The sequence below is a fragment of the Parasphingorhabdus sp. NYA22 genome (assembly GCF_976973735.1).
In genome coordinates, this window is the sequence record NZ_OZ333477.1 from 1975779 (window position 1) to 1994819 (window position 19041).

The 19041-nt window shown below is 56.2% G+C and carries 18 protein-coding genes; 8 read left to right on the forward strand and 10 right to left on the reverse strand.

The window, feature by feature from the left end; all coding sequences use genetic code 11:
- Positions 1 to 17: 17 nt before the first annotated feature.
- The 4 genes from ACWFTY_RS09490 to ACWFTY_RS09505 form a co-directional block, all read right to left on the reverse strand.
- The gene (locus ACWFTY_RS09490) at positions 18 to 1355 is read right to left on the reverse strand and encodes a surface lipoprotein assembly modifier (RefSeq protein ID WP_447523987.1); all 1338 of its coding nucleotides are present in this window, start codon (positions 1353 to 1355) and stop codon (positions 18 to 20) included.
- Between the two features lie 335 nt (positions 1356 to 1690).
- Entirely contained in the window at positions 1691 to 2680 is a 990-nt protein-coding gene (locus ACWFTY_RS09495) for a hypothetical protein (RefSeq protein ID WP_447523988.1), read from the reverse strand.
- Positions 2681 to 2901: 221 nt separating this feature from the next.
- A complete protein-coding gene (locus tag ACWFTY_RS09500) occupies positions 2902 to 4179 on the reverse strand; it encodes an acyl-CoA dehydrogenase family protein (RefSeq protein WP_447523989.1) in 1278 nt (425 codons plus the stop codon).
- Entirely contained in the window at positions 4176 to 5579 is a 1404-nt protein-coding gene (locus ACWFTY_RS09505; protein ID WP_447523990.1) for a phosphotransferase family protein, read from the reverse strand. The genes ACWFTY_RS09500 and ACWFTY_RS09505 overlap by 4 nt, the downstream gene beginning before the upstream one ends.
- Before the next feature lie 118 nt (positions 5580 to 5697).
- Between ACWFTY_RS09505 and fabD the strand changes: the two genes are divergently transcribed.
- The 7 genes from fabD to ACWFTY_RS09540 all read left to right on the forward strand — a co-directional run bounded on the left by fabD (position 5698) and on the right by ACWFTY_RS09540 (position 11809).
- Positions 5698 to 6633 (forward strand): ACP S-malonyltransferase, encoded by a 936-nt coding sequence (fabD, locus tag ACWFTY_RS09510; protein ID WP_447523991.1) that lies wholly within the window; start codon positions 5698 to 5700, stop codon positions 6631 to 6633.
- Between the two features lie 46 nt (positions 6634 to 6679).
- Positions 6680 to 7423 (forward strand): 3-oxoacyl-[acyl-carrier-protein] reductase, encoded by a 744-nt coding sequence (gene fabG, locus ACWFTY_RS09515; RefSeq protein ID WP_447523992.1) that lies wholly within the window; start codon positions 6680 to 6682, stop codon positions 7421 to 7423.
- Between the two features lie 16 nt (positions 7424 to 7439).
- The gene (locus tag ACWFTY_RS09520) at positions 7440 to 7973 is read left to right on the forward strand and encodes a hypothetical protein (protein ID WP_447523993.1); all 534 of its coding nucleotides are present in this window, start codon (positions 7440 to 7442) and stop codon (positions 7971 to 7973) included.
- A gap of 97 nt (positions 7974 to 8070) precedes the next feature.
- Positions 8071 to 8307: an acyl carrier protein gene (locus tag ACWFTY_RS09525; RefSeq protein WP_089132491.1), complete on the forward strand. Its 237-nt coding sequence runs from the start codon at positions 8071 to 8073 to the stop codon at positions 8305 to 8307.
- A 153-nt stretch (positions 8308 to 8460) separates the two neighbouring features.
- Positions 8461 to 9717 (forward strand): beta-ketoacyl-ACP synthase II, encoded by a 1257-nt coding sequence (gene fabF / locus ACWFTY_RS09530; RefSeq protein WP_447523994.1) that lies wholly within the window; start codon positions 8461 to 8463, stop codon positions 9715 to 9717.
- A 4-nt stretch (positions 9718 to 9721) separates the two neighbouring features.
- A complete protein-coding gene (gene mltG / locus ACWFTY_RS09535) occupies positions 9722 to 10693 on the forward strand; it encodes an endolytic transglycosylase MltG (protein WP_447523995.1) in 972 nt (323 codons plus the stop codon).
- 45 nt (positions 10694 to 10738) lie between these two features.
- Positions 10739 to 11809, forward strand: coding sequence for a TIGR00341 family protein (locus ACWFTY_RS09540; protein ID WP_447523996.1), 1071 nt, complete (start codon positions 10739 to 10741; stop codon positions 11807 to 11809).
- A 34-nt stretch (positions 11810 to 11843) separates the two neighbouring features.
- Here the strand turns inward: ACWFTY_RS09540 and ACWFTY_RS09545 are convergent, their stop codons facing one another.
- Both ACWFTY_RS09545 and leuA read right to left on the reverse strand, forming a co-directional pair.
- On the reverse strand, positions 11844 to 12815 hold the full coding sequence (locus ACWFTY_RS09545; RefSeq protein WP_447523997.1) for an NAD(P)H-dependent flavin oxidoreductase: 972 nt from the start codon (positions 12813 to 12815) through the stop codon (positions 11844 to 11846).
- A 78-nt stretch (positions 12816 to 12893) separates the two neighbouring features.
- On the reverse strand, positions 12894 to 14552 hold the full coding sequence (gene leuA / locus ACWFTY_RS09550; protein ID WP_447526874.1) for a 2-isopropylmalate synthase: 1659 nt from the start codon (positions 14550 to 14552) through the stop codon (positions 12894 to 12896).
- A gap of 389 nt (positions 14553 to 14941) precedes the next feature.
- On the opposite strand from leuA, the gene ACWFTY_RS09555 reads away from it, so the two are divergent.
- Entirely contained in the window at positions 14942 to 15370 is a 429-nt protein-coding gene (locus ACWFTY_RS09555) for a BLUF domain-containing protein (RefSeq protein WP_447523998.1), read from the forward strand.
- Here the strand turns inward: ACWFTY_RS09555 and ilvC are convergent.
- The 4 genes from ilvC to ACWFTY_RS09575 are packed head-to-tail and all read right to left on the reverse strand — an operon-like array spanning position 15367 to position 19028.
- A complete protein-coding gene (gene ilvC, locus ACWFTY_RS09560; RefSeq protein WP_447523999.1) occupies positions 15367 to 16386 on the reverse strand; it encodes a ketol-acid reductoisomerase in 1020 nt (339 codons plus the stop codon). The genes ACWFTY_RS09555 and ilvC overlap by 4 nt on opposite strands.
- Positions 16387 to 16402: 16 nt before the next feature.
- A complete protein-coding gene (locus tag ACWFTY_RS09565; protein WP_447524000.1) occupies positions 16403 to 16771 on the reverse strand; it encodes a hypothetical protein in 369 nt (122 codons plus the stop codon).
- Positions 16768 to 17283 carry an acetolactate synthase small subunit gene (ilvN, locus tag ACWFTY_RS09570; RefSeq protein WP_447524001.1) on the reverse strand — a complete coding sequence of 172 codons (516 nt, stop codon included), beginning with the start codon at positions 17281 to 17283 and terminating at the stop codon, positions 16768 to 16770. Before ilvN ends, ACWFTY_RS09565 begins: the two co-directional genes overlap by 4 nt.
- On the reverse strand, positions 17283 to 19028 hold the full coding sequence (locus ACWFTY_RS09575; RefSeq protein ID WP_447524002.1) for an acetolactate synthase 3 large subunit: 1746 nt from the start codon (positions 19026 to 19028) through the stop codon (positions 17283 to 17285). The genes ilvN and ACWFTY_RS09575 overlap by 1 nt, the downstream gene beginning before the upstream one ends.
- Positions 19029 to 19041 lie beyond the last annotated feature (13 nt).

Here is a 19041-nt window from a genome sequence, read left to right on the forward strand (position 1 = left end):
CTTCCGCGAAAATTCCGTCAGAATGCCCGCGTGATACCTATCTCGGTGGCAACGCGGTCGAAGTCATAGATGCCGACGGTGGACTTGTTTCGCTCGTAGGAAAGGCGGAGCAGGGGGGCAAAGCCCTTGAAAGTGAATTGCCGGAATGTGCTGCTGAGCGAAATATTGTAGCGGTCGTCGATCCGTCTGCGCGGGAACAGGAACAGCCGCTTGTCGGCCTCCAGATGGCTGTAACCCAGTGAGCCGACGACCGTGGTTTTGCCCAGTTCCCGATAAGCGAATATGTTGACCGAACCCGATGCGGTTGCATAGCCGGGGTCGAGCAGGTCCTGGCGCACCGCGTTGATCGACAGTCCCGCGCCGAATTTAGCCGATATCGCCCGTTCGTACGATAGTGACGCTGCATAGATTTCGCCATCTTGCAGATTATTGCGGCGGTTATTGCTGTGACCGATGGAGCCGTTGAACGTCGCCTGCGCCTTGTTTCCCATCGGATGTTGAACGTTGACTGCGACGTTGACTGTGTCCGCATAAGGATCATTGCCGTACCAGCGATAGCTGTAACCCACACTCGGGCTGATCCGGTCTTTCCCCGATCGCATTTCCGGGCCTGCCTGTATGCCGAGCGAAATGTCGTTGAACTGGCTTTTCTTGTAGAGATCACCATCGCCCGAGATCCGGACGAGCAGATTGGACCGCTTGTCGATCCCGGTGCGAAAATAGGCTTGACCCTTTAACGACAAACCAATTCCCGACTGCGCCTGCGCGTCTTCCGACAGATCGAATTGCGCGATGATCGTGTCGAGTGTCGTTGACTGTGTCGCGCGGTTGATATTGCTGTCCGGGGCGAGGGCGATCTCGACTGACAGGCCGAAAGGCTTCCGTGAGCGCAAAGCACTGGTGTAAATGCTGACCAGCCGGGCGACTTCGGGCGGCAAACCGGCAGCCTGCGCCTGACGCAACTCCCGGGCCGCGCCCGACATGTCGCCCATCAGCGCCAGGATGCGTGCCAGTTCCAGACGGACCCGGGCGGCATCGGGTTTCTCGTCGAGTATCTGGCGCAGCAGAACGGCGGCATCGGTGTTGCGATTCTGCCCTGCGAACAACAGCGCGAGGCGAAAGCGCGCTTCGGTGCGCAATTCGAGATCCGGATTGGAGGCAAGGGCGCGATAGGCGGTTTCGGCTGTCGGATAGTCACCACGGTCGCGCGCTTCATCGGCGAAAGCGAAGAGTTGAGAAACCGACATATCGATCGACGACAGCTGTTGTTCCTGTGCATGTGCCGGAGCCAATGCGACAATGGGGACAGTTGCGCAGGTGATTGCAAATAGCCTGACCGGTGAATAATAGGGCAAGTTCTATGTTCCGAGCTATAATTTATTGGTAAAAGGGAAAGTGAACTCACGGTCCTTTGGCACCGGCAACGGCGCCATATATCGAGAAATTCTCCACGGTGCCATCAACGTCCCCGTTGCCGTTGAGTATGAAAACATAGCCGAATTCCGATGCGGCAGGGCCGAAGAATGAACCGGAAAACGCCCCGTTTGTGAAAATGCCGTCGGCAGTAAAATCGCCATCAAAACTGGATCTCCGTTATTTAGCGGCTCTCTGTTCCTTCGGCGCTGTTTGTGGAGCTGCAGCGGTGGTACCGAGATTGCCCCCGCGAAAATATTAGTACCGCCCTGCTCATTTATTGCTTGATGCCGTAAACATATCCCGACGCGGCCAGATCACCAAAGGCGCCGTTGACCGTCCGGAGATCATATACATAGCCGAACTCCAGCGCCTGCGGCCCGAAAAAGGCTCCGAAGAAATTGCTGGAGCCCAGGGAAACAGAGCCGCTAGCCGGGGAGAAGGAACCACCAAATGTATTTGCTCCTGCGTTCAACAGACCCGTGCCGTTGAATATGCCCAGCGCAACGTCAGGCTGTCCTGCGGTCGGGCCGCCGGTCAACGGGTTGAACAAGACTCCGGTCAGCATCAGATCGGTCGCAATCGCACCAGTGGCAAAATCTGCCGACAATGTTGCGGTGGAATGGGACAAGTCATAGAAAACCGGTGCAGCGGCAGCAGAAGCCGTGGACGCGACACCGCCAACCCCGGTTTTATAGGTAGCACTGCCGGTGGTGGGAACATCGCCGGTCTTGGTGGAAACGCCCAGCATCGCAAATGCGAAGACGTTCGGCGTCGAAGTTGTACCCGTATTCCATGCGCTGATCCGGGTGTAAGTAAGAGGAACGCTGTTCACCTTGGGAACGCTGATGATGAAGACATTGGGCTGGCCGGCAGATGGCTTGCTGTAGATCAGCGCATCGGCATCATTTCGCGTTATTTCGCTTTGCACAAAGGTCTGGCTATGCGTCACTGGCGCACCCGTCGCGACATTCAGCAAGCCCGAAACGGTATAGCTGTTGTTGGTCGCGTCAAAGTCGATTGTATAGCCACTGCCAAAAGCTTGGGAGGGAGAATTTATCGCACCTTCTCCACTCGATACAATCGGCATCGTTACGGAAGCCGTCTGGAAAAGCTGGTCTCCGGTCAGGTCGGCAAATTTGGTATAGGTGGGCTCCGGTGTGGGTGTTGGTGTCGGGGTGGGAGTAGGCGTGGATGCAACGCCTCCTCCGCTTCCGCCACAAGCGGAGAGTGTCAACATGGCGCCTAAAAACAGTATTTTCTTCACGACAATCTCCCCAGCTTGACATGTTGTCAATATTGACCGGATTGGCTCATTTAAGGGAGCTGTCAATAGTATAAATGATTCAATATTTCATCTATACGTATTTTGGTCGTTTTTTGGCGCAAGTACTCGTCTTTAGCGTGGGTCAGGGGCGGGATCCGATCCTGCCCGAGCATCAACGTCCTGCTTCACAGCGGGCAGGGATATCATGTCTGCGTGAGCAGCTATTTCTTCCTGTTCAAAAATCCAAACATATCGCCGCCGATCTTTCGCATCTGGATTTCTTCCGCGCCTTCGGTGATCCGGTAACGGCGGTGATGCCGGTAGATATGTTCGAACGGTTTGTGGCGGGAATAGCCCATGCCGCCATGGACCTGCATCGCGCGGTCGGCGGCGTCACAGCACAGACGGTTCGCGCGATAGTTGCACATGCTGACGTGGGCGGAGAGATATTTGGCGACATCGGGTTTCGGCATGGTGTCCATCTTGGCCGCTGTCGCGTAGATCAGCTGGCGTAACATCGCGGCCTCTGTGTGCAGTTCGACCAGCGGAAACTGGATGCCCTGATTGACCGACAAGGGCTTGCCGAACGGTTTACGTTCACCGGCATATTTCACCGATTCATCGATGCAATATTGCGCGGCACCGAGCGAAGAAGCAGCTTGTCTTATTCTATTCTCATGGACAAAATGCTGTGCGCAGGCGAGACCCATGTCGAGATCGCCAAGCACCGCATCAGCGGGAATCCAGACGTTGGTGTAGGAGCATTTCGGGTGATCCGTGGGCATATTGAATGTCCACATATATTCGCCGACTTTGAACCCTTCGGCATCAACCGGCACAATGAAACAGCCGATACCCTTGGCGTCGCCATCCTTGCCGCTGTGCCGGGCAAAGGTCATCACGTGTGAAGCCTTGTGCAGGCCGGTGGTCCACATCTTGTTTCCGTTGATCAGCCAGCCTTCGACGCCGTCGCGGGTTTCACGGACGGCGGTCGTGTCCATCCATGTTGCATCCGAACCGTGATCTTCTTCGGTCAGCCCGAAACACCAGCCCATCTTGCCGGCCAGCATCTCGGGAATATAGTCGCGCTTTTGCTGCTCGGTGCCAAAGTCGCGGAGCATCAGTGGTTGGACAAGATTGCCGACGATCGAATTCTCGTTCTGCAGGTCGTTATGCAGGCCAAGCCCCTTGTGCGCCAGATGCTCCCGAATCCGCGCCATGCCGAGATTGGTCCCGTCCTGGCCCCCGAATTCCTTCGGCAAGGCATAGCGATAATGGCCGGCGGCATCGGCGATCTGCCGCATCTCGACCAGCAGCGCTTCCCATTCCTCGGTCGGTAGCCCCTGATTTTCCCAGTTGGTTCTCGCATCTTCGCGTCGATGATCGAAGAAACGGATATTGTCATCGCGCTGCTCGACCGGTTTGATCTCGGCCTCGATAAAGGCGTCCAGCACGTCCAGATAATCTTCAATTTCCTGCGGAATTTCAAAATTGGTCATGATGGACTCCATTTGTTGAGCGCGACCTTCAGGCCGGCATATTTGGGTTGATCGATGGACAGTCGTTCCAGCGCAGATAGCCGCAGATGGTCCCAGACAGCCGAATTGGTGATCGCGATGTCACCTTGTGAAAGGCCGGCGCAAAGCTGTCGATGATCATAACCGATAGCGGCGAGCCTCGCGTTGGCGGCATCGCGGAACCCCGGCCCCCATTCGGCCCGTCGCCGCGCGATACCGAGCGCATTGCCGGCGACGCGGGACTGGAATTTGTCATGTCCTTTCAGGCCGGGCAGCACCTGCTCTGCATTCCATTCGTCCAGCGCCGTCAGCAGTTCGCCATAGCCGGTCTCGCCGGTCGCGCTTTCCGGTTCGGGAGCCGACCAGTCGAGCGGCGTGGCTATGCTATCGGGCAGAATTTCCTCGAACAGCAGGGCCAGATCGATTTCCACTTCGGACACACGGCGGCCGATCACGGTGCGTTCCAGCGAGCGGTCACCATGGCTGCGCCAGATCTGCCCCATCACCATGCAGGCGACACCCCACCAGAGCGTGGAATAGATCAGCCAGAAGCGGAAGCGGTCCGGATCGACCTCTGCACCGCTGGCGTCCGCATAGGCCTGCAGGAAAGATTCCGCGCTATCAAAGCCGCCGGCTTCCTTCTCATAATGGCCGAATCGCCAGCTTGGCGTGCACAGATAGGCAAGATCCTGCACCGGATCGCCCAGCCGGACCAGTTCCCAGTCGAGCACTGCGGAAAGCCCCTGATGGTCGATCATCAGATTTCCCATCCGGAAGTCGCCGTGGACCAGATATTTGTCACTGGCGTCAGGCGCATTTTGCTCGAGCCAGTGGAAGGCATATTCGTAAATCGGAATTTGGCCGCCGATCTCGTGATATGTGTTTTTCTGAACCTCGATCAGTTTTGCAGGAGAGAAATATTCCAGAGTGGCGGGCAGGGAATCCTGCGGAATCTTGTGGATCGCCGCCAGTTCGCGCGCGCATTGCTCCGTCAACTGTGCTTCGGCTACCGCAAATTCGGGATTGCCGAGTATTTTATGCGGCAGGGTTTCTCCCTCTGCCTTGATCATGATGAAGCCTTCGCCGAGTCCATCACCAGGCTCCAGTCGCCCACGAACCTGTGGAGCGGTCACTCCGGCGCTGCAGGCAAGTTCGATGATATCCGCCTGGGTAGCGAGGGGGATGGCGCGCAAGCCGTCGTCATCCGAAGAAATTCCGCCGGGCAGGCGGCGCAGAACATAATCTTCTCCGCCAAATGAAAAGGCCCAGCTTTCCATACTTGCGCCGCCCGAGAGCCGCTGCACGTCGCCAAGTTCACCGCCTGCGCCAAAGGTTTTGGTGCAGTATATTGCCAGTCTTTCCCGGAATGTTTCATCGCTCATGACAGGGGTTTAATCAGACGATTAAAAATACGCAATGCTTTTACCGCGTGACAGCGATGCTTGCATGACCGGTCAATCCTCCCTAATTCCGCATCACAAATTGTAACTGGGGGTCATCATGCGCGCATTTATTTTTCCGGGACAAGGCAGCCAGGCGGTTGGCATGGGCAAAGCGCTTGCCGAGGCGAGCAGCACCGCTCGCGAAGTGTTCGAAGAAGTCGATCACGCGCTCGAGCAAAATCTGTTCGAATTGATGTGTAACGGTCCTCTCGATGAGCTGACCCTGACTGAAAATGCCCAGCCGGCGATCATGGCCAATGCCATCGCGACCTTGCGGGTGATGGAAAAAGATGGCGGCAAGTCGCTCGGGGACCTCTGTTCCTATGTCGCCGGCCACAGCCTTGGCGAATATACCGCATTGTGCGCTGCTGGAGCCTTGAACCTGACGACGACCGCCGAACTGCTGAAACTGCGCGGCCTGTCGATGCAGAAGGCGGTGCCGGTAGGCGAGGGCGGTATGGCGGCCTTGCTGGGTGCCGATATCAAAAAGGCATCAGCGCTGGCCAATGCCTCGTCCCAGGGCGAAATCTGCACGGTAGCGAATGACAATGACCCGACTCAGGTCGTGATCTCGGGGCATATGGGGGCGATCGAACGCGCGATTGCAGCGGCGAAGGAGCACGGCATCAAGCGCGGCATTTTGCTCCCGGTGTCGGCGCCATTCCATTGTTCGCTGATGGCCCCGGCGGCCGAAGCGATGGAAGAAGCGCTGGCGGAAGCGAGCATATTGCCGCCCGTAGTTCCCGTTTTTGCCAATGTCACGGCAGCGCCGGTCTCGGACGTGGATGAAATCCGTGAATTGCTGGTCCAGCAAGTGACCGGAACAGTGCGCTGGCGGGAATCGGTTGGCAATATGGCAGAAGCCGGTGTCGAGCAATTTGTCGAATTTGGCGGCAAGGTCCTGACCGGGATGGTCGGACGTATTGCACCGGAGGCGGAAACCGTCAGCCTTGTCTCATTGGCGGATATCGAGACTTTTCTGAAGACTCTCTAACCCAATCATCTATCCTCAATTATCTGGAATCGTGAAGGAATTTGGAATGTTTGACTTAACCGGAATGACCGCTCTGGTAACCGGAGCATCGGGCGGGATCGGATCAGCCATCGCCAAATCCCTTGCTGCGCAGGGCGCGACAGTGGCGCTTTCCGGAACGCGCATGCACGTGCTGATGGAGATGATTCCACAAATGGCCGGTGAAGGACATATTGTCATGCCGTGCGATCTTTCGAAACCGGAAGAGGTTGATGCGCTTGTGCCTGATACGGTGGCGAAGCTCGGCAAGCTCGACATATTGGTCAACAACGCCGGTATCACTCGCGACGGGCTGGTCATGCGCATGTCGGACGAAGATTTTTCCGATGTAATCCGCGTCAATCTGGAGTCGGCTTTTCGCCTGATCCGTGCCGCTGCCCGCCCGATGATGAAGGCGCGCCACGGCCGGATTATCTCGATCAGCTCGGTTGTCGGTGCCACCGGTAATCCGGGCCAAGCCAATTATGTCGCATCCAAGGCAGGCCTGGTCGGCATGTCCAAGGCCTTGGCGCAGGAACTCGCGTCCCGCGGCATCACGGTCAACTGCGTTGCTCCCGGGTTCATTGAAACGCCGATGACCGATGCGTTGACCGAGGCCCAGAAAGACGAGATCAATCGCAAGATTCCGGCCGGGAAAATGGGCAGCATCGACGATATAGCCGCCGCCGTCGTCTATCTGGCTAGCCAGGAGGCCTCCTATGTCACCGGCCAGACGCTGCACGTGAATGGCGGCATGGCGATGATTTCCTAGCGTCAGGACAAATAGGATGTCGCCTGTTCTGCTCTTGGCGGTGGTTGCGAGTGCGCAGCCCGCGATGCCGACGCAAGGATTGCTGAGGATTGAAAATTTCGACTGTATCAGCAGCCAAATCCCCATCGATCGGGCGCAGGCATATTATGCAATGATGCGTAAAGGGACAGAGATCGAAGCATTTGAAGCCGAGCCGCATGTCACTGAGGCTTGTCAGGTCAAACATGGCTGGTCGGATATACAGGCCCGAAATGCTTTTCGCGTTTCCTTGATGGACGGCTGGCTGCTGGCAGAGGGACTGATCGAGAATATCCAGAGTCTCGGGGATTTCAAACCGTGGCTCGACCGATATTATGAAGACAATGTCGGTGCCACCGGACGGCAGATATTGGAAGATGTTTTCCTGTCAGGAAAAATGGACAGGGATCTGGATGCTGTCGGTTATCCGGGCGACAAGAAACAGCGCGAATGGGTCTATGATTATTTTGAATGGCGCGGCGCCCTTCGCGGTATCGAGGATGATTTTCGCTTTGGAGAATTGCGGCAATAGTTTCTGTCGTTTCACAAAGCTGCTGTTGCCCTCTTGCAAGCGGCGCAGCATGGCAGTAGGACAATTTCGAAATTAATAAAACTAAGAAGGAACTCTCATGAGTGAGACTGCAGACCGGGTTAAAAAGATTGTTGTTGAGCATCTGGGTGTTGAAGCTGACAAAGTGACCGAAGAAGCGGCGTTCATCGACGATCTGGGCGCTGACAGTCTCGACATTGTTGAGCTGGTTATGGCGTTTGAAGAAGAATTCAGCGTCGAAATTCCAGATGATGCAGCCGAAAAAATCGGTACCGTCAAAGACGCCATCGATTTCATCGACAAAAACAAGGGTTAATTGATTTTGGGGCGCTGCCACGAAAAATGGGCGCGCCTCGGGGCCAATGATCGCTGAAGAACAGCAAAGCGGCTCACCGGCCCGGGAAGAATATCCTGAACCGGTGGCCGTTTTTGATTTTGGGCAGGGAAAGCCCGCAAGGAGAGGCATGTTATGCGCCGTGTAGTTGTAACCGGAATGGGCCTGGTAACGCCGCTGGGCGGAGATGTGGAAACGACCTGGGCCAATATATTGGCTTCCAAGTCAGGCGCGGGAAAAATCACCCGTTTTGATGCATCCGATCAGAAATGCCATATTGCTTGCGAGGTAAAGCCCGCTGATCATGAATATGGTTTCGATCCGAATTTGCGCGTGGACCATAAGGTACAGCGCCAGGTCGATCCCTTCATCATTTACGGCATCGATGCGGCCGGTCAGGCGCTCGAGGATGCCGGTCTTACCGATATGCCCGAGGAAGAACGGCTGCGCGCTGGTTGTTCGATCGGCTCCGGAATCGGCGGATTGCCGGGAATCGAAAAAGAATCCATCGTTTTATACGAACGCGGACCAAGCCGGGTCAGCCCGCATTTTGTCCATGGACGTCTGATAAACCTCATTTCTGGTCAGGTTTCGATCAAATATGGTCTTATGGGGCCGAATCATGCCGTCGTGACCGCTTGCTCGACCGGCGCTCATAGTATTGGCGACGCCGCACGAATGATTGCTCTGGATGATGCCGACGTGATGTTGGCCGGCGGCGCGGAGGCGACCATCTGTCCTATCGGAATCGCCGGTTTTGCGCAGGCGAAAGCTTTGTCCACCAAACGCAACGATGATCCTACTGCGGCATCCCGTCCCTATGACAAGGACCGCGATGGATTTGTGATGGGCGAGGGCGCAGGCGTCGTCTGTCTGGAAGAATATGAACATGCCAAAGCTCGCGGCGCCAAAATCTATTGCGAAGTTGTCGGCTACGGCATGTCCGGCGATGCTTATCACGTTACTGCACCGCATCCAGGCGGCACGGGAGCTTACCGGTCGATGGAAATGGCGCTCAAACGCTCGGGCCTGACCACGGCCGATATCGATTATGTCAATGCGCACGGCACGTCGACGATGGCCGACACGATCGAACTGGCGGCGATCAAGCGCTTGTTTGGCGATGATCTCAAAACCATGTCGATGAGCTCGACCAAATCGGCGATCGGCCATTTGCTTGGCGGCGCTGGCGCGGTTGAAGGCATATTCAGCATCTTGGCCCTGCGTGACCAGATTGTGCCACCGACGCTCAATCTCGACGATCCTGACGAAGGATGTGAAGGCGTTGATCTGGTGCCGCATTTTGCGAAAAAGCGCGAAGTGAAGGCTGTGCTCAGCAACAGCTTCGGCTTTGGCGGAACCAATGCCAGCATTATCATGAAGGCCATCTAATATCATGCGCCGTCTCGGTTGCCTGATATTGGTGGCAGCGGCGGTCATAGCAGTCCTGCTGGCGGGGAACTTCCTCTATGGTTGGAACGCCAGCGGACCGCTGGAAGAGCAACGGACGCTTGTGATCAAGTCCGGTTCCAGTCTGGCCATGGCGGCGCAGACTATGGAATCGGAAGGCGTTATCAAATCCGCTGATGATTTCCTGACGCGGGCCAAGATCCTGGGTGGTTCTGAACCGATCAAGGCCGGTGAATTCGAAATTCCCTCCGGTTCAAGCAACGCGCAAATTCTCGATATTCTGCAGGGCGGTAAGGCGGTGCAACGTCTGATCACAGTTCCGGAAGGCACGCCGTCGATCATCGTGTACGAGAAGCTGATGGCCGAAAAACTGCTCAAGGGCGAGATTCCGGTCCCGGCAGAAGGCTCTATCCTGCCGGACAGCTACAGTTTTGAACGTGGAGAGCAACGCGCCGCCGTGGTCGAACGGATGCAAAAAGCGATGAAAGATACGATCGCCGAGCTTTGGCCCAAGCGTTCAAAAGCGAGCGTCGTAAAAACGCCACACGAAGCAATCACACTGGCAGCGATTGTCGAAAAAGAGACCGCATTGGCGAGAGAGCGCCGGACGGTGGCCGGTGTCTACGGCAACCGCGTTCGCAAGAATATGATGCTGCAGGCCGACCCGACGATCATCTATCCGATTACGAAGGGCAAACCTCTCGGCCGCCGCATCCGCCAATCGGAAATCGCGCAGGTGAATGACTATAATACTTATGCGATGGTCGGTCTGCCGAAAGGGCCGATTGCCAATCCGGGACGTTTGTCGATCGAGGCAGTGCTCAACCCTGCGAAAACCGAAGCGCTATATTTTGTCGCCGACGGCAAGGGCGGTCATGTATTTGCCAACACGTTGGAAGAGCATAACCGCAACGTCGAAAAATGGTTCGCCCTCCGCCGCGAGCGCGGCGAAATGTAGCATTGCCGGGACTCGCAATCGTCTCGCAAGCGGAAGGAACAGACTATGTCGGCAAGGCTGGTTGAGATAATCGTCCCGGACGCCGAAGTGCCGCAGGCGAAAGCCATTATTGCAAAACATTGCAGCCGTTTCTGGCAGGAACCGGTACCAGATGGCCTCGAGAAATATTCCTGTGTCGTGCCGAGCCGTTCGATTGAACCGCTGATTGCCGACCTGGACGGCAACTTCAAAGGGATCGAAGGCTTCTCGGTTCTTGTTCTGCAGGTCGAGGCAGTATTACCGGAAATTCCCGAGCTGGAGGAAATCACGCCCCCGGCCAGCAATCGGAAACCGCCGAGCAAGCTGGAAGTGTTTTTTACGCGCGACCGGATCAGTACCAACGAACTTTATGACGATATCGAAGCCAGTCTGGAGCTGCGGCCCAATTATCTGCTGACGGTGATATTGTCCGCGCTGATCGCGGCTCTGGGCATGCGCAGCGGCCAGACCGCGGTGGTCATCGGTGCGATGATCATAGCGCCGCTTCTAGGTCCGACCATGGCGATGGCCATGGCAGCAACGGTGGGAGACAAAGCGCTTGGTCGCAAGGCAATCATCACGCTGGTCACGGGGATATTGGCTGCGCTGGTTTTCACTTATGTGCTTGGCATGTTCATCGAGGTCAATCCGCTGGTGCCTGAACTCAGAAACCGCACCATCGTCCATCCTGCCGATATCGCGCTGGCGCTGGCCTGTGGCGCTGCTGGCGTTCTGGCGTTCAGTCAGGGCGCTTCACTTTCGCTGGTTGGCGTCATGATAGCAGTCGCGCTGGTGCCGCCGATCGCCGCAGCCGGGTTGTTCTTTGGCAGTGGTCAAGAAATGCTGGGGTTCAAGGCGCTGTTCTTGCTCGCGACCAACCTGGTGTGCATCAACGTCGCCGGTATCGTGACATTTCTGGTTCAGGGACTGCCGCCCAGAAACTGGAGAATCACCAGCGGCATATTTTTCATATGGCTGGTGATTCTGTTTCTGTTTGTCGGACTGGTCGGCGGACGGATCGCGCTGGGTAGCGACGGGCCGATTTATTTCCCGAGCGGTGCATCGGCCTATCAGGACAATGCGTCCAATCCGGACTGACAGTCGTCGGTCAGTCTCCAGAGAGATTTTTTTCCTAGTAGTTGAACCGGGTTTTCAGGCTTTCGCGAGCGTCGCGATATTCTCTGGTGAACTGGTCGACCATATCCTGAACGCTCATTACGTCGTTGATCAGGCCAATGCCCTGGCCGCAGCCCCAGATGTCTTTCCAGGCTTTCTTCTCGGTGTTGCCACCGGAACCGAAGTTCATGGTCTTGTAATCGCCTTGCGGAAGATTGTCGGGGTCAAGACCTGCGCTCTCGATAGACTGGCGCAGATAATTGCCCTTCACGCCGGTAAAGAGGTCGGAATAGACGATGTCGGCGGCTTTGCCTTCGACAATGCCGTCTTTATAACCTTGGTCTGCATTGGCTTCCTTGGTGGCGATAAAGGCCGATCCGGCATAGCCGAGATCAGCGCCCATTGCTTGCGCCGCCAATATCGATGCGCCGTTGCCAATCGAACCGGAAAGAGCAACCGGACCATCAAACCATTCGCGGATTTCCTGCATCAAGGCGAACGGGGACAAGGTGCCGGCATGGCCGCCAGCGCCAGCGGCAACCGGAATGAGGCCGGTTGCCCCCTTTTCGATCGCCTTGTGGGCGAAGCGGTTGTTGATGATGTCATGAAGCGTGATACCGCCCCAGCTCTTTACGGCCGTGTTGAGGTCTTCAATCGCTCCCAGAGAGGTGATTACGATCGGCACTTTCCATTTTGCGCAGGTCGCCATGTCCTGATCGAGACGATCATTGGATTTGTGAACGATCTGGTTGACCGCGAAAGGGGCTGCCGGCTTATCCGGATTGTCCCGGTTCCATGCCGCCAGTTCCTCGGTAATCTGGTGCAGCCATTCGTCGAGCATCGACTGGGGACGGGCGTTGAGGGCAGGGAAGCTGCCGACGATGCCCGCCTTGCACTGCGCGATGACCAGCTCCGGTCCGGAAATGATGAACAGAGGCGAGCCGATAAGCGGCAGGCGAAGATTGTCAAAAATGGCTGGTAAAGTCATGGAAACCCCGTTTTCAAAAATTATGCCACCGCATTACCCGATGCGGCGGCATATTCTACTGTTTTTTTAATTGAACGCTTAAATCCGGTTCACGGCGCTGAGCAATGCTTCGACCGAAGCCCGCGCGACATCGCTGTTGATGCCGACGCCGTAAAATTCCTTGCCGTCATCGGATTTGCATTCGACATAGGCCGCCGCTTGCGCATCTTTGCCGGATCCCAGCGCATGTTCGGAATAATCCTTGATCTCCAGATTGATGCCGAGAGCTGTTGAAACAGCATCCACCACGCTGGAAATCAGTCCGTTGCCGCGGCCGCTGACCGATATTTCGCCTTCGGGGCCTTTGATCTTGCCGACGAATATCCGGTCGGTACCGGTTTTGCGTTCTTCATAGTCGATCAGAGCATATTCGCCGCTGCCATCGAGATGATAGCGTTTCTGGAACGCATCCCAGATATCGTCCGACGACAATTCGCGGCTCGTTTCGTCGGCCAGTTCCTGCACTGTACGGCTGAAATTGGCTTGCAGACGCTTGGGCAGCTTCAGGCCATGGTCCTGTTCCAGGATCCAGGCAATGCCGCCCTTGCCGGACTGGCTGTTGACCCGGATAACCGCTTCATAGTCGCGGCCGAGATCGCGCGGGTCGATTGGCAAATAGGGTACGTTCCAATATTCGTCATTGCGCTGTTCCTGCGCCGTGAAACCTTTCTTGATCGCGTCCTGATGCGAACCGGAGAAAGCGGTGAATACCAGCTCGCCAGCATAAGGATGGCGCGCCGGAACCGGTAACTGGTTGCAATATTCCACAGTCTTGACGATCTCGTCCATATTGGAAAAATCCAGTTCAGGATCAACGCCTTGCGTGTAGAGATTCAGACCCAATGTCACCAGATCGACATTGCCGGTGCGCTCACCATTGCCGAACAGGCAGCCTTCGACGCGGTCCCCGCCGGCCATCATGCCCAGTTCGGATGCGGCAATGCCCGACCCGCGGTCATTATGCGTGTGCAGGCTGATCACCACATGGTCGCGCTTGCTGATATTATTGCACATCCACTCGACCTGATCGGCGTAGATATTGGGTGTCGACGCTTCAATCGTTGCCGGCAGGTTCAGGATCAGCGGTTTTTCTGCGGTCGGCTCGATGATTTCCATCACCGCTTCCACCACTTCCAGACTGAAATCCAGTTCTGCGGTCGAGAATGTTTCGGGCGAATATTCGAAATGCCAGTCGGTATCGGGATATTTTTCGGCCTGTTCGCGCAAGATGGTCGCGCCTTCGCGGGCAATATCCTTCACGCCCTGTTTGTCGAGCCGGAATACGACATCGCGCCAGGCGGGCGACACCGCGTTATACAGGTGGACAATGGCTGCCCGCGCGCCTTCGAGGCTGGCGAAGCTTGTTTCGATCAGGTCGCGGCGGGACTGGGTCAAGACTTGCACCATGACGTCATCCGGAATCTTGCCGGATTTGACGAGACCGCTGATGAAGTCGAAATCGGTGGCACCGGCGGACGGAAAGCCGACCTCGATCTCCTTGATACCTATTTTGACCAGCAAATCGAAGAAACGCTGTTTCTTCTGGGCATCCATCGGATCGATCAGGGCCTGATTGCCGTCGCGCAGGTCGGTGGACAGCCAGCGTGGCGCCTTGTCGATGGTGCGTGATGGCCATTGCCGGTTGGGCAGGTCAATTTGCGGGAACGGGCGATATTTTTGTGACGGGTTCTGGTGCATGACTTCACTCTTATGCTGCTGGAAGATGCGCGCAAGGCACAAATTCGAGGGTTTGCTTATAATATCTGGAAAATCGTCCCTTAGGCGGGGCGCTGCGCCTTTGCGGCAGCAGCATTGGTACGCCTAAGGGCGTATAAGTCGTAGCAGCAATAGAGCTTGTGACCGTGTCATGCCGCCGGTTTTATCTGGATGGCCAGATAAATCAACCTTGCTGCGGCATTTTTTTGATATTGTGGTCGTATCCGCGCGACGATCGGTGCGGTCAGGGGATAGCAGGTGCGAAAACCAGCCAGCCAGTGGAAATATTTCCGTCGCCTTTTTACGTTAAGTTACAGTATTTTAAGACTGGCGGATTACGATCGTCGCGAACTATCGATGGAAAAACGCGAATGTATTGTCTTGTCTACATGAGCAGACCAACCCGCGCAATGGACGGTGACGAGGCTGAGGATCTTTTGCGGAGGGCCAAAAACAATAATGATCGTAACGGGATAACCGGGATATTGATCCATGATCGTCGGAGATATTATCAGTATCTGGAGGGGGACGAAGCCAAGGTCGAGGCAACATTTGCGCGGATTTCAATGGACCGGCGTCATCAGGCCATCATTCGTTTGAAAAGTGGTACGATCAGCCGGCGACAGTTTCCCGAATGGGCGATGGCCTCGCAGACGGTGACTGCCGACGAAAGTCTGAAAACCTCCGTCGAACGACTGGTGCAGCATTGCGACCATGAACTCGCGGCTGAGCTGCTCAATTTTGCCGAAGCCCGGGACCGGGCGGCCGCAAACGAGGCCGCCCGACCGGATAAGGCCTAGTTCTTTTCTTTATCAACCAGTTTGTTTGCGCCAATCCACGGCATCATAGCGCGAAGCTGTGCGCCGGTTTCCTCGATCGGATGGGCCGCAGCCTGCTTGCGAGCCGCTTTCAGTTCCGGCTGTCCGGCGCGGTTGTCGAGCACGAAGTTTTTCACGAAACGGCCTGACTGGATATCTTCCAATATCCGCTTCATCTCCGCCTTGGTTTCGGAAGTGATAACCCGCGGGCCGCTGGTGATATCGCCATATTCTGCGGTATTGGAGATGGAATAGCGCATATTCGCGATCCCGCCTTCATAGAGCAGATCAACGATCAGCTTGGTTTCATGCAGACATTCGAAATATGCCATTTCCGGAGCATAGCCCGCTTCGGTCAGGGTTTCGAAACCGGCCTGGATGAGGTGAGTGATGCCGCCGCAAAGAACAGCTTGTTCACCGAACAGATCGGTTTCGCATTCCTCGCGGAAATTGGTTTCGATAATGCCGGAGCGACCGCCGCCGACGCCGGAAGCATAAGCAAGCGCCACGTCATGGGCATTGCCGGACACGTCACGATCGATAGCGATCAGGCAAGGCACACCGCCGCCGCGCTGATATTCGCTGCGCACCGTGTGGCCGGGGCCTTTGGGAGCGATCATGATCACATCGAGATCTTCGCGTGGCTCGATCAGGCCGAAATGGACGTTGAGACCATGAGCAAAGGCGAGGGCGGCGCCCTCCTTCATATTGCCGTGCAAGTCATCGGCATAAATCGCAGCCTGATGCTCGTCTGGCGCGAGGACCATGACGATATCGGCCCATTTTGCCGCTTCGGCATTGGTCATTACCTGGAAACCGGCATCTTCAGCCTTTTTCGCGGTGGCTGAACCGGCGCGCAGCGCGATAGCCACTTCCTTGACGCCGCTGTCACGGAGGTTCTGGGCATGGGCATGGCCCTGGCTGCCGTAACCGACAATCGCGATTTTCTTGCCGGTGATCAGGCCAAGGTCAGCATCGGCGTCATAGTAAACTTTCATTTTTCTTCCTTAAATTTCAGATGATGGCGAATAAGGTAAGGGCGCCCACTCCGGCTAGCACAGGCCAGCCGATATGTTTGCCCTTGGTAACAATAGCATCGTAAATGCCAGCGACTAAAAATACTGATCCTGTAACCGCCAGCAGAGCAATATCCGCTGCTGCAAAATCATAGGCGGCTTTTGCCAGTATATAAATGGCGATCAAGCCGAAAAAGCTGGTCAAATGCCATGCAAAGCGGACGACCTGTTGAGCAAGATCATTTCGCATGACTCCTTCACCGGAATTTACCAGCGGGCCAATAAGATATTTCTCTCCGAAAATGGAATGCACAAACAACGTCGCAAGTCCAAGTACCGCAGCCAGCAGGAGCAATATCTCGCTCATGCAGTATCCGGTCCCCGGCCAATGGCAACGACACCGGTGCGGCCAACTTCTACCAAACCGACTTCGCGCATCAATCCGACAAATGTTTCGATCTTTTCCGGAGCCCCGGTAATCTCGAAGACAAAGCTCTCGGTCGTCGCATCGACAACCCGGGCGCGGTATATATCCGCCAGTCGCATCGCTTCGATGCGATGCTCACCCTTGCCGGCGACCTTAACCAGCGCCAGTTCGCGCTGCACATGCGGGCCAGACTCGGTGAGGTCACGCACGCTGTGCACCGGAACAAGCCTGTCCAGCTGGGCAATGATCTGCTCAATGACATGCGGCGGGCCATTTGTGGCGATAGTGATCCGGCTGATGGCGTGATCCTCGCTGATATCAGCGACGGTCAGGCTCTCGATATTATAGCCGCGCGCGGTGAACATGCCCGCTATACGCGCCAATATACCGGCCTCGTTATCGACCAGAACAGCAAGAACGTGCCGTTCAACGGCTTCTTCGTGAATATGCATCAGACAAGGGCCTTTGCTTGGTCGTCCATCGTACCCTTTACGTCGGCTTCGGTCAGAAGCATTTCTGTATGGGCTGCGCCGGACGGGATCATCGGAAAGCAGTTTGCCAGTTTTGCAACGCGGCAATCGACCATGACCGGGCCGTCTGTTTCGATCATTCTCTGTATCCCGGATTCCAGATCAGCTGGATCCTCGATCCGGATGCCGGTCCAGTCATAGCTTTCGGCAAGCTTCACAAAATCCGGGAGACTATCGCTGTAACTATTTGAATAGCGGCTTTCATAGGTCAGTTCCTGCCATTGACGGACCATGCCCATATATTCATTGTTGAGAATGAATATCTTCACCGGCAGACGATATTGGGTGGCGGTGCCAAGTTCCTGAATATTCATCTGGATCGATGCTTCACCGGCAATGTCGATGACCAGGGCGTCGGGATTGCCGAGTTGCGCGCCAATCGCGGCGGGAAGGCCGTAGCCCATCGTGCCGAGACCGCCGCTGGTCAGCCATTTATTGGGGCTTTCGAAATCGAAATGCTGGGCGGCCCACATCTGGTGCTGGCCAACTTCAGTGGTGATGATCGGTTCGCGTGCATGGGTTGCTTCCCACAATTTGCGGATCGCCTCCTGCGGCATGATTTCGGTCTTGCTCTCTGGATAATCGAGGCAATTGGTTGCGCGCCAGCCTTTAATCCGTGACCACCATTCGGCTTGGTCCGGTGCGGCAAAGCGGCGGCCCTTGAGCACAGCAATCAACTGTTCCATCACCCGGCCGACATCGCCGACAACCGGCAGGTCGACCCGGATGGTCTTGTTGATCGACGAGCGGTCGATATCGACATGGATTTTCTTGCTGTTCGGCGAGAAAGCATCAAGCCGTCCGGTGATCCGGTCGTCGAAACGGGCGCCGAGACAGACGACAAGGTCGGCCTTGTTCATCGCCATATTGGCTTCATATGTGCCGTGCATGCCGAGCATGCCCAGCCATTTGTCAGAGGACGCCGGAAATGCACCAAGGCCCATCAGCGTCGAGGTTACCGGGCACCCCATCAATTCGGCCAGTTCCCGCAGGGTCTCGCTGGCCTTGGGTCCGCTGTTGATAATCCCGCCGCCGGTATAGAGGACCGGTGCTTTTGCACTCATGATCATTTCGGCAGCGGTGTTGATCGCCTTGAAATCGCCCTCGGTCTGCGGTTGATAGCGGGTATTGATCCTGGCAGCATTACGGCTAAATTCAGCCGCTGCAACCTGGACATTCTTCGGAATATCGATGACCACCGGGCCCGGGCGGCCCTGCGTTGCAATATGGAAGGCTTCCTGAACGACCTGCGCCAGATCGGAAGGCTTTTTCACGAGATAATTATGTTTGGTGCAATGGCGCGTGATACCTACTGTATCGGCTTCCTGAAAGGCGTCGGTGCCGATCAGATTGGTTGCAACCTGGCCGGTGATGACGACCATCGGAATGCTGTCCATCAGCGCATCGGTGATACCGGTGACTGCATTGGTCGCTCCCGGGCCGGATGTAACCAGTACGACGCCGGGCTTGCCGGTAGACCGGGCATAGCCTTCCGCTGCATGGGTCGCGGCCTGTTCGTGCCGGACCAGAATATGCTTGATCTTGGGATGCTCGTAGAGCGCATCGTAAATGGGAAGCACAGCGCCGCCCGGATAGCCGAAAACGGTATCCACACCCAGATCCAGAAGGGTTTCTACCAATATATCGGCGCCGCTTTTTTCGGCCACATCATGCTCCATC